Origin of the sequence: Allobosea sp. 47.2.35 (assembly GCF_024655635.1) — a bacterium.
Taxonomy (GTDB): Bacteria; Pseudomonadota; Alphaproteobacteria; order Rhizobiales; family Beijerinckiaceae; genus Allobosea.
The window spans coordinates 1-10147 of sequence record NZ_JANLGI010000043.1 but is presented as its reverse complement, the minus strand read 5'-3'; the positions used below and the strand labels follow the sequence as shown (position 1 = coordinate 10147).

Sequence of the window (10147 nt, the reverse complement as noted above, 5' to 3'; positions counted from 1 at the left end):
GCTTCCCGGTCAATTGCTTACCGTCGCGCTGTCCGCCTCAAGGGGCGCACTCCAAACGTCATGGCGACCAAGGATGGCTTCTTCCTGATCGAGAATGCCAACGTCGATGACATCGAGACAGCTGACGAGAAGCGGAAGCTGGGTAAATGGTATCGAGGCCGGGGCTGGGTGCACGGATCGCGGCTCGATTTTCACATTCAATCTGGCGACGGCCTTAGAGCCACTCCCTCTGCCCAAGCGCCAGTTTCAATTCCGTTCCCGAGCGGAGATGGCGAACCCGGCGTTCATGTCGCCGCCATTCACGCTTGCCGAACGGGAAGCGTAGAGGTGACGATACACAGTCTCGAGGACAGGCCGATCGGGCGGGGCTGGATTGTACCCGGAGCCGCGTCCAGCGGCTCTCCGCCCATCACGATCTGCTCGGCACAGTTGACCACCTGCAGCTGATCTTGCCGCAGGCGGCCCGGCGAAAGGGATCCGCGCGGCGCCCTCAAGCGTAATACTCGGGAGGCGCCTGGAGAACGGCTGCCTATCGCCAGGGAGGCAGCCATGAAGTCGATCCTGCTCACCGCCGTCGCGACCATTTCGCTCGCTGGCTGCGCGGGAAACTCTATGACTGAGGCGCAGAAGGCCCCAGAGCCACGGAAGCGGATCGACATTCAACGCTTCTATACCGGGACGTGGCGCGAAATTGCCCGCCGCCCTATGACGATCACAGATGGCTGCGTCGCCGGCGGAACGGAATACCGTCCGGGCCGCAGCGCCGGTATTCAGGTGCTTGACTTCTGTCGGATGGGTAATCCACGCGGCGAGCTCAAAACAATTGGCGGCCCTGGCACGATCCTCGACCCCGGCTTCAACGCCAAGCTTCGGGTCGATTATAAACTCTACGGCTTCGTGCCGGTACAGCGGGACTACTGGGTTCTGGACCGGGCGGACAACTACAGCTGGTTCATCTCGGCGGACCCGACTTTGCGCGACCTGTATATCTTCACACGCGATCCGCAGATCTCGCCGGTACAGCGCAAGCGGCTGGTCGCGCGTGCGGCGGCATTGGGTTACGACGTCGGCAAGCTCGAGTTTCCCGAGCAGCCGAACGCTAGGCCCGACTGAAGGCTAAACCCTAGAGCTGCCAGTGGAGGGCGGTGTCGGCGAAGCCCGCCTCACTGACATCTGGCTGTTACCTCCGCGTTTCCCGGTTGTTCTTTCGATGACAGCCAATAAGCTCGGCCTGCCTTTGGGCCGATGATGCGCCCGGTGTCCACGCCGGTCGCTGATGGAACGGTTGAGCTTCGACAAGTATGACGCATCCTCCATCGGAATGCCGCATCCGCGGCCAGTATACTTCCTTCGCTGTTCGCGCCGCGCCATAAGCCGTCACTGGAGACTTGCCCAGAAGCGGACATCGCAAACCGGGCGTTGGCCGGCCCGATATCGCTCAATCACCTGCTTGGCGCATTGCAACGATGGCAGCAGCTGATCTTCACCGGCTTCCTGCTGGCGCGAAATGGCAAGCAACCACTTTGCTGGAAACGCTAGTCCTGGAGGCGGGCACCACTGACCTACCTTTGGGATGACGATGATGAAGATCAGCAAGACCATTCTACCTGCCGCGCTCTTCTGCGCCTTGGGCCTGTCGAGTGCCAGCCAAGCGCAGATGCAGTACGACATCAGCCGGGCGACCTGCCGCGATTACCAGGCCATGACGCCGCCTGCGAAGCGCGACTTCGCGGCGTGGATGAGCGGCTGGTTCAACGGCAAGGCCGGGCGCACCGAGCTCAATCTGCAAGTCTATCATGCCAATATCGCCACCATGCAGAAATGGTGTGCGGCCAACCCGTCCGCGACGGTGATGTCATTGATCGAGACGGCCTCCCGCAACGCCACGGCGGTCCGCGGCGGGCCGGCTTCGATCGATGCCGCCGGCATCACCTGCGGCGACTTCATCGGCTCCGACCCGGAGACGCAGTTGATCGTCAGCGCCTGGACGGCCGGCTATGCCTCCGCCGACAAGGATGCGGCGAAGATCGACGTCAAGGCCTTCGCCCGCCACGAGAAGGCCGTGCAGACCGCCTGCGCCAAGAACAAAAAGCAGCTCCTGCTGCCGACCGTCAGCAAGAGCTGGCAGTAACGGCCGCTCCGGTCGGGTCGGATCGACCCGACCGGTCCACCTGTCCGCGGCGGGTTCTAGCGGCGCAGCCTTGCGGCCAATTCGGCGAGACGCCGATCGTCGGGCCGCAGCATGACAAGGCGCTGCGCGAGCGCGGAAGCCCTGACGGTATCGGCGGCTTGCAGCGCGCCTTGCAGCAAAGCCGCCGCTATGTCGGCATCGGCGGGATGACGCGCGAATGCGGCTTCGAGCAGGCTCCTCGCCTCGTTCGGCTTGCCCGATGATTGCAAAGCGACGGCGTAGACGAAGGCAAAGCGAGCGGTTGCGGGATCGCCGTCACTCGCGGCCTTCAGCTGGATGAGCGCTTCCTCCAGCCGTTTCTGGCGGATCAGCGACAGACCGAGCGCGTGATGCGCGATCGCCGCATCTGGAGCGGCGGCGAGGGCGCCGCGGAGGACGCGCTCCGCTTCGGCTTCCCCGCCGGTTCGCCGATAGAGATCGGCCAGTTGTACGGCGATCGCAGCCGCACCCGGATCGAGCCTCAGCGCTGAGACATACTCAGCCTCGGCCTCGTTCTGGCGGCCTTGCCTGATCCGCAGCAAGGCCAGATTGGCCCGCGCCTCGGGCCGGTCGAGATCGATCGCCTGAGCGGCCTCATATTCCGCAACCGCTATCGGCAACGCATCGCGATCAGCGGCCGAAAGGCTTTCGGGAGCGAAATCGGCGAGCAGATAGCCGGCGGCGACGCGGACGAGACGCACGGGGTCGCTCAGCAGCGGCAGCGCGGCACGCCTTCTGTCGGCCGGTTGTCCCTCGAGCCGCCGGACGGCGGCGGCACGTACGACCGGATCAGTATCGAACAGGGCCTTTGCCGCAGCGGCCTCGCTGGCTGCGGACGGCCAGCCTGCAAGCTCGTCCAGCGCCGTGGCGCGCGCGAGCGCCGGCACCTGCGCATCGACGGCGAGCCGCTGCAGGGCCTCGCGCGCCGCCGGATCGCTCGCGCGCGAGCCATGGAAGGTTTCGGCGTAGGTCTGGTACCCCTTGCGCTCGGGACCATGCCAGCGTGCCACGGCGTCCGCCGCCCAGCTCGCGGGACGGTCGGCATGGCAGGCGTTGCAGGTATTGGGCACGCCGATCGTGACGGTGAGGTCCGGACGCGGAATCCGGAAGGAATGGTCATGACGCCGGTCGACCTGCATATAGGTCCGCGCCAGCATGTGGCAGCCGATGCAATCGGGTTTTCCGGGACCAGGGGCGTGGCCGGTATGAGCAACGCTCTCGAAGCGCTCCGGCTGGTGGCACTGGCTGCAGATCGCAGCGCCTTCCGCCCGAACCTTGCCGGAATGCGGATCGTGGCAGTCGCTGCAGACGACGCCCTTGCGATACATCAGGCTTTGCTTGAAGGCGTGGTCGTTGAAGACCTCGTCCTTCATCTGCCCGTCATCCTCGAACAGCCCGGCCGAGAGCGAGACCGGGCTGTGGGTCTCCGCGATCGGGCGGCCGGGGCGCCAATCGGTGCCGATCTGGCCGCGCCGCGCATGGCAGCGCGCGCAGGTCTCGACCTCGTCGCCGGCTGGCCGCGCGACGCCCGAGGCCGGACTGCCGGTCCGAGGGGCGGGCGTCCAGTCCGGGACCGGCCGCATCGCGGCCACGGATGCAAATCCCTTTAGCGCATCGCCTGTCGCCGCGCCCGACCGCGCCCAGGCGACATGCCCGCCGCCGGCGCCGTGGCAGCCCTCGCAGCCGACGCCCAGCTCCGACCAGGTGGTTCGGAAGCGATCGGCAGCGGCATCGTAGCCTTTGCGCAGATCGGTAGCATGACACTCCGCGCACATATGGTTCCAGTTCTGCTGGAGCCGGGTCCAGTAGCGGCTGTCGGACGGCGCGATGGGCTCGTCGCCATAGACCAGGAACCAGCGCTGCCCGCCGGCGGCGACCGGGCGCGTGTCCCAGGCCCAGGGCAGGGTCTGGATGCGGCCGTCCGGAAAGGTCACCAGATATTGCTGCAACGGTTCCCAGCCGAGGCTGTGGCTGATGGTGAAGACGGCCGATGCGCCGTCGCTTCCGGCAGTCTCGATGCGATAGGCGTCGCCCTCCCGAAAGAAGCGGGCTCGCAGACCAGCGCTCTCGACGACCACGCCCGAGAAGTCGCCGCGCATCGTTTCGGGCCGGGCATGGTCCATCGCGTGGGCATGGTGGGAGGCGGTCCAGGCGACCGTCTGCGCGGCATGGCAGCCGGCGCAGGCCTGCGACCCGACATGGGTCGGCGCAGCGGCTTTCTCAGCCGTATTTCGCGAGGACGCGCCGGACGTCAGAAATGCGGTCGCGACGAAGGCGGCCGCCACCAGCACGATCCAGGGCGCCAGGAAGCACAGCTCTCGACAATCGCGGATCCGGTCGCGCCACATTGTTGTCGGCTACCACGTCGTGCGCCCGGCGTCGTCCCGACGGCGCGATCAGGAGGCACACCGGATTTTGGCGCGAAATGGTAAGTCGGGACCGCGTGTCCCCACTAAGCATCGTCGTCCCGACGCCCTTGCCCGCATGGCTTCACGATGACCCGTCCAAACCTGCTCGGATCCGGCTTCGCCGTCCTGCTCGCCGCGCTGTCGTTCCTGTCTCCCGCATCGACCGAGGTCGCGATCGCGCAGCCCGCCGGAGTCTACCGGCCCCAGCATCGGGCGGTCCGCCATGCTCCTCATCGCAGCGTCCATCATCATCACCGCACCGTCGTGGTCGCACCGGTCAGGCCCGTTCCAGCCGTGCGCCCCTGGTATTGGGGCCGAGTTGTCGCGGGCGTGACCATCGGCACGGTCGTCGCCGTCGCCGCGGTCAACAGCGTGCCCAAGGCACCGTCGCCGGAGCTGTGCTGGTTCTGGTCCGATGCGACCAAGACGCGCGGCTACTGGAACTACTGCGTCGCACCGAAACAGCCCTGACCCCCTTCATAGCCTTGAGACACGGACCCATGACGATGCGCTTTTCCCGCCGCCCGGTTGCGGTCGCACCCCTGCTCGCTGCGGCACTGACCGCCGGCTCCGCTGCGTTCGCCGCCGACATTCCCTCTGCCAGGCAGGAGCCCGCACCGCCGCAGCCGTTGCCGCCGCGCCTGACCTTCACGGCATCCGCCTATCTCTGGGCGACGGGCCTGGAGGGCAGGCTGCGCACCTTGCCGCCGCTGCCGGCGGCCAAGGTATCGATCGGCTTCGACCAGGTGATGAAGAATTTCGACGGCGGCCTGATGGGCGCAGGCGAGGTCCGATACGACCGCTACCTGCTGTTCGTCGATCTCATCGCGTCGAAGATCTCGCCGAACAAGACGGTCTACCCCGCCGGTTATCCGGCCGGCGTGAAGGTCGACAGCGCTGCCTTCATCGGGCTGGCCGCCGCTGGATACCGGCTGATCGACGATCCCGCCTACAGCATCGACGCCTTCGCCGGCGTGCGCGGCTTCGCCATGAAAAACACGCTGCGCGTGCAGGTGCTGCCGGTGACCCTGAAGCTTGCCGAAAGCGAGCAATGGGCAGATGGCGTCGTCGGCGCCCGCCTCAAGGTGAACCTGACCCCCTCGCTCTATGCCACGACCATCGGCTTCGTCGGTAAGGGCGGCTCCCGCTACGAGTGGGATGTCTTCGGCGGTCTCGGCTACGCCTTCAACGACAGCATCTCCGCCTTCGCCGGCTACCGCGCGATGAAGGTGAGCTACCGGAACGGCGACTTCATCTACAATGCGCTGCAGCAGGGCCCGGTGCTCGGCCTGAACGCGCGCTTCTGAATGCCATTATCGCGCCGACAGGAGAATACGATGATCTCGCGCTCGCTTCGCTGGGCCTGCATCGCCCTGACTCTTCTCGCTCCTGCCGCCGCCATGGCGCAAGGCGCGAAGAAACCGAACATCCTCTACATCGTCGCCGACGATCTGGGCTGGGCCGATGTCGGCTTCCACGGCTCGGAGATCAGCACACCGACCATCGACCAGCTCGCCAACGAAGGCGCGGCGCTCGACCAGTTCTACGTTCAGCCGATGTGCACGCCGACCCGTGCGGCGCTCATGACCGGCCGCTACCCGCTGCGCTACGGCCTGCAGAGCTTCGTCATCCTGCCCGAGCAGACCTACGGCATCCCGCTGGACGAAAAGCTGCTGCCGCAGCTCCTGAAGGAAGCCGGTTACAACACCGCCATCATCGGCAAGTGGCATCTTGGCCATGCCGACCGCAAGTTCTGGCCGCGCCAGCGCGGCTTCGACTATCAATATGGCGGCCTGATCGGCGAGATCGATTACAACACGCACAAGATCCAGGGCGTGACCGACTGGTATCGGAACGAAAAGAAGCTCGACGAGCCCGGCTACGTCACCACTCTGCTCGGCAAGGACGCGGTGCGCTACATCGAGGCACATGACACGGCCAAACCGATGTTCATGTATCTCGCCTTCACCGCCCCGCACACGCCGTTCCAGGCGCCGAAGGAGTATGTCGACCGCTTCAAGTCGATCGCCGATCCGAACCGCCGCGTCTATGCCGCCATGGTCAACGCCATGGACGATCAGATCAAGGCCGTGCTCGCCGCCCTGCAGAAGAAGGGCATGCGCGAGAACACGCTGGTCGTCTTCCACAGCGATAATGGCGGCACGCGTTCGGCGACCTTCGCCGGCCAGATCCATACCGAGGGCAAGCTGCCAGCCAGCAACGCGCCGTTCCGGGAGGGCAAGGGCTCGCTCTACGAGGGTGGTACGCGCGCGGTCGCGCTGGCCAACTGGCCCGGCCGCATTAAGCCTGGCAAGGTCGACCAGCCGCTGCACGTCGTCGACATGCTGCCGACGCTCGCGGGCCAGGCTGGCGCCGGCACCGCAGGGACCAAGCCGCTCGACGGCAGCGACGTCTGGCAGACGATCAGCACCGGCGTGCCTTCGCCGCGCAAGGAAATCGTCTACAATGTCGAGATGTTCCGCGGCGCCGTCCGCCAAGGGGACTGGAAACTGTTCTGGCGCACCACGCTGCCGGCGCAGGTCGAGCTCTACGACATCGCCAAGGATCCGGGCGAGACGAAGAACCTCGCCGCCGAGAACCAACCTGTTGTCGCCGCGCTGCAGAAGCGCATCGACGACCTCGCCAGGGAATCGAAGCCCTCGCTATTCTTCCAGTCGACGTTCAAGGCCTATTTCGGCCGCAACGTCCCGGCACCGGCCTTCCCCAACGAAGACGCCTTCTTCGCCACCGGTGACTGATCGACGGCGCGTCATATAACACAACCGAGGCGTGAATTCTCTTGCATCGCGCGCGGTATGGATCATGATGGAATCTGCCCTTACGTCATCAGCGGGGCAGATCCCGATGCGACGACATGGGCGGGGGGCCAGATGTCACGCGCCGCAGCCCGAGCCGCTCTGATCCACATGCTGCCAGCGCATCTGGCGGCGGCTGGGGTGAAGCCCGACAAGGTCTTTCGCCAAGTCGGCATGAGCCTGGACGACGTTGCGTCGGGTAAGGTGGTTTCCCGATCGCAGATTCACCACGCTCTCGCACTGTCCGCACGCAGTATCGGGATGGCCGAGATCGGCCTTTCTCTTGGCGCGATAGCGGACCCTGCGCAACTCGGTCCGATCGGTCTCGCGATGAAGGCCGGCGCGACCGCCGAAACCTGCCTCCAGGCCCAGATCAAACTGATGCCGACGATGCAGTCGCATACCGCCATCGTTCTGCAGAAGCGCGAAGACGAGACCATCTGGACGCATCGTCTTGTCGGCGACGACGAGACATGCTGGCTCTTGCACGAAGGCGCCGGGGCCTTCACCGTCGCCATGCTTCGCCAACTCCTCGGCGACGGCTGGGCTCCCAGCCATGTCAGCTTTCCCCATCGCTGCAAAGGACAGCGTGCGCGCTACGAGGATCATTTCCGCGCGCCGGTCAGCTTCGGAGACCAAGGCGCAATGCGGATCCACATGAAGCGCTCCGATCTCTCGACACCGTTGCGCGCGAAAAATTCGGCTGGCTTTCGCTTCCCCGACCCGACAAGTCAGGAACCGATCGGCGCTTTCCGGCCGAGCGCGAGCGATATCGACCTCGCAGTCCGCCGTATGGTCGACGCATCTCTGGCCCATCGCCCCGTTACGCTGTCCACCGCTGCTCGTATCTTGGGTTTGTCGTCCCGCACGCTTCAGCGCAGGCTGGATGATTACGGTACCCCTTTCGAACAGATCCTGGACGACCGGCGACATCAGCTTGCGACAGCCTGGCTGAGGGATGAGCGCATCAGTGTGACGGAAGTCGCGATGAGGCTGGGTTACTCGGCACCGTCGCATTTCAACCGCGCGTTCCTACGCTGGGAGGGTCGCCCCCCGATCGATTATCGCCGAGAGGGTGTGTCGATAGCCCCAGCGTGCGTTGAGTAAAGATGCAGTCTGGTGCAACGTTCGGCGCGACGATTGCCGCCGCGCCGAACTGATCACAGATCTATTTGCTCAGACAGGAGCAGTGCATCATCAACTTCGATGCCGAGGTAGCGTACGATGCTTTCCAGTTTGGAGTGCCCTAGCAGCAGCTGACAGGCCCGCAGGTTGCCTGTGCGCTTGTAAATCAGGGCGACCTTCGTGCGGCGAAGGCTATGGGTACCGTAGAGTGCAGGGTCCAATCCAATCAGCGCGACCCAATCGTCCAGAAGCCGTCCGTACTGCCGGGTCGTCACATGGTCGCCCGGCCGACTGCGGCTGGGAAAGAGCCAATAACCATTCTCACCTGGTCGCTTCCTGAGCCAAGCAGTGAGCGCCTCCCGCGTCGGGTCCGTTAGCTCAAACGGCACCGGCCGGCCGGTCTTCTGCTGGATGATCGACGTTCTCAACCTCACGGTTCCGCCGAGCACGACATCGCCCACTCGCAGTCGCACCAGATCACAGCCTCGCAGCTTGCTGTCGATTGCTAGATTAAACATCGCCAGATCACGCACGCGCCGGTCGTGCTGAAGACGTGTCCTGATGGCCCAGATGTGGCGCGGCTTCAGCGGCGGTTTTGGGCCGATGATGCGTCCGGTATTCCAGGCCGGACGCTGATGGATCGGTTGAGCTTCGACAACCATAACGCATCCTCCGTCGGGATGCCGCATCCGAAACCACTATAGCTCATCCGCTCCATCGCTAAGCGCCAGGGGACTAAGCCGCTCTCGCGGCAGGGCGCTGCGGCGCGGTCATCGCTGAGATTTCGCCTGTGATGAGCTGCATCCGAGGATTTGGGGGGCGTTTCCCCTGATCCTCGGAGGTTTCCATGATCGATGCCGTCACCGTCACTCCGCTGCGTCAGCGGATGATCGAGGACATGACCATTCGCCGGTTCGGCGCGCACACGCAGCGCGACTATGTCCGGCAGGTCCGCGAGTTCACGGCCTTCCTCGGCCTGCCACCGGACCGGGCCGAGCCGGAGGATCTGCGGCGCTATCAGCTTCACATGGCTTCGCTCGGCGCGAGTTATGCCCGGATGAACCTAGCCTGCACGGCGTTGCGCTTCTTCTTCCACGTCACGTTGGGCCGGACCGGCTTCGGTGATCGCATGGCGCGGATCCCGACGCCGGAGCGCCTGCCGGTCGTGCTGGACACGCAGGAGGTCGCGCTGCTGCTGGCCCATGCGCGGAGCCTGAAGGACCGCGCCGCGCTGAGCATCGCCTATGGCTGCGGACTTCGCGTCTCGGAGATCGCCAACCTCAAGGTCGCCGACATCGACAGCGCCCGCATGCTGATCCGGGTCGAGCAGGGCAAGGGTCGCAAGGACCGCTATGTCATGCTCGCACCCGACCTGCTCGATCTCCTGCGGCAATGGTGGCGGGTGAAGCGCCCGCGCGGCTGGCTCTTCCCCGGCCAGCAGCCGGGCCAGCCGATCACGACGCGCCAGCTCAACCGGGCCTGCCATGCAGCGGCCGTTGCGGCGAAGCTCGACAAGCGGGTGTCAATGCACACGCTCAGGCACAGCTTCGCCACGCATCTGCTGGAGCGGAAGACCGACATCCGTGTGATCCAGGTTCTGCTCGGCCACAGGAAGCTCGACACCACCG

General features: G+C 65.4%; 10 protein-coding genes. 8 read left to right on the top strand and 2 right to left on the bottom strand.

Annotation, left to right across the window (positions count from 1 at the left end; translation table 11 throughout):
- The 3 genes from NUV79_RS24860 to NUV79_RS24850 form a co-directional block, all read left to right on the top strand.
- A partial coding sequence (locus NUV79_RS24860; protein WP_257735759.1) for a hypothetical protein occupies nt 1–447 on the top strand: 447 nt, incomplete at its 5' end.
- Nucleotides 448–549: 102 nt separating this feature from the next.
- The gene (locus NUV79_RS24855) at nt 550–1113 is read left to right on the top strand and encodes a lipocalin family protein (RefSeq protein ID WP_257735758.1); all 564 of its coding nucleotides are present in this window, start codon (nt 550–552) and stop codon (nt 1111–1113) included.
- A gap of 469 nt (nt 1114–1582) precedes the next feature.
- Nucleotides 1583–2131, top strand: coding sequence for an HdeA/HdeB family chaperone (locus tag NUV79_RS24850; protein ID WP_257735757.1), 549 nt, complete (start codon nt 1583–1585; stop codon nt 2129–2131).
- Nucleotides 2132–2187: 56 nt separating this feature from the next.
- Here the strand turns inward: NUV79_RS24850 and NUV79_RS24845 are convergent, their stop codons facing one another.
- Complete coding sequence (locus NUV79_RS24845; RefSeq protein WP_257735756.1) at nt 2188–4518, bottom strand: multiheme c-type cytochrome; 2331 nt, start codon at nt 4516–4518, stop codon at nt 2188–2190.
- A 147-nt stretch (nt 4519–4665) separates the two neighbouring features.
- Here NUV79_RS24845 and NUV79_RS24840 point away from each other — a divergent pair, with 147 nt between their 5' ends.
- The 4 genes from NUV79_RS24840 (at nt 4666) to NUV79_RS24825 (ending at nt 8501) form a co-directional block, all read left to right on the top strand.
- Nucleotides 4666–5049, top strand: coding sequence for a hypothetical protein (locus NUV79_RS24840; protein ID WP_257735755.1), 384 nt, complete (start codon nt 4666–4668; stop codon nt 5047–5049).
- A 29-nt stretch (nt 5050–5078) separates the two neighbouring features.
- Nucleotides 5079–5885, top strand: a complete 807-nt coding sequence (locus NUV79_RS24835; RefSeq protein WP_257735754.1) for a hypothetical protein — start codon at nt 5079–5081, stop codon at nt 5883–5885.
- Nucleotides 5886–5915: 30 nt separating this feature from the next.
- On the top strand, nt 5916–7337 hold the full coding sequence (locus tag NUV79_RS24830) for an arylsulfatase B (RefSeq protein WP_257735753.1): 1422 nt from the start codon (nt 5916–5918) through the stop codon (nt 7335–7337).
- A gap of 132 nt (nt 7338–7469) precedes the next feature.
- The gene (locus NUV79_RS24825) at nt 7470–8501 is read left to right on the top strand and encodes a helix-turn-helix transcriptional regulator (RefSeq protein ID WP_257735752.1); all 1032 of its coding nucleotides are present in this window, start codon (nt 7470–7472) and stop codon (nt 8499–8501) included.
- Nucleotides 8502–8554: 53 nt separating this feature from the next.
- On the opposite strand, the gene NUV79_RS24820 is transcribed toward NUV79_RS24825, so the two are convergent.
- Complete coding sequence (locus NUV79_RS24820) at nt 8555–9181, bottom strand: tyrosine-type recombinase/integrase (RefSeq protein WP_257735751.1); 627 nt, start codon at nt 9179–9181, stop codon at nt 8555–8557.
- Between the two features lie 185 nt (nt 9182–9366).
- Between NUV79_RS24820 and NUV79_RS24815 the strand changes: the two genes are divergently transcribed.
- A partial coding sequence (locus NUV79_RS24815; RefSeq protein ID WP_257735750.1) for a tyrosine-type recombinase/integrase occupies nt 9367–10147 on the top strand: 781 nt, incomplete at its 3' end.

Bases quoted from the DNA above. Each gene is read 5' to 3' on its own strand.
- NUV79_RS24855 (WP_257735758.1), top strand. From the start codon at position 550: ATGAAGTCGATCCTGCTCACCGCCGTCGCGACCATTTCGCTCGCTGGC.
- NUV79_RS24850 (WP_257735757.1), top strand. From the start codon at position 1,583: ATGAAGATCAGCAAGACCATTCTACCTGCCGCGCTCTTCTGCGCCTTG.
- NUV79_RS24845 (WP_257735756.1), bottom strand. From the start codon at position 4,518: ATGTGGCGCGACCGGATCCGCGATTGTCGAGAGCTGTGCTTCCTGGCG.
- NUV79_RS24840 (WP_257735755.1), top strand. From the start codon at position 4,666: ATGACCCGTCCAAACCTGCTCGGATCCGGCTTCGCCGTCCTGCTCGCC.
- NUV79_RS24835 (WP_257735754.1), top strand. From the start codon at position 5,079: ATGACGATGCGCTTTTCCCGCCGCCCGGTTGCGGTCGCACCCCTGCTC.
- NUV79_RS24830 (WP_257735753.1), top strand. From the start codon at position 5,916: ATGATCTCGCGCTCGCTTCGCTGGGCCTGCATCGCCCTGACTCTTCTC.
- NUV79_RS24825 (WP_257735752.1), top strand. From the start codon at position 7,470: ATGTCACGCGCCGCAGCCCGAGCCGCTCTGATCCACATGCTGCCAGCG.
- NUV79_RS24820 (WP_257735751.1), bottom strand. From the start codon at position 9,181: ATGGTTGTCGAAGCTCAACCGATCCATCAGCGTCCGGCCTGGAATACC.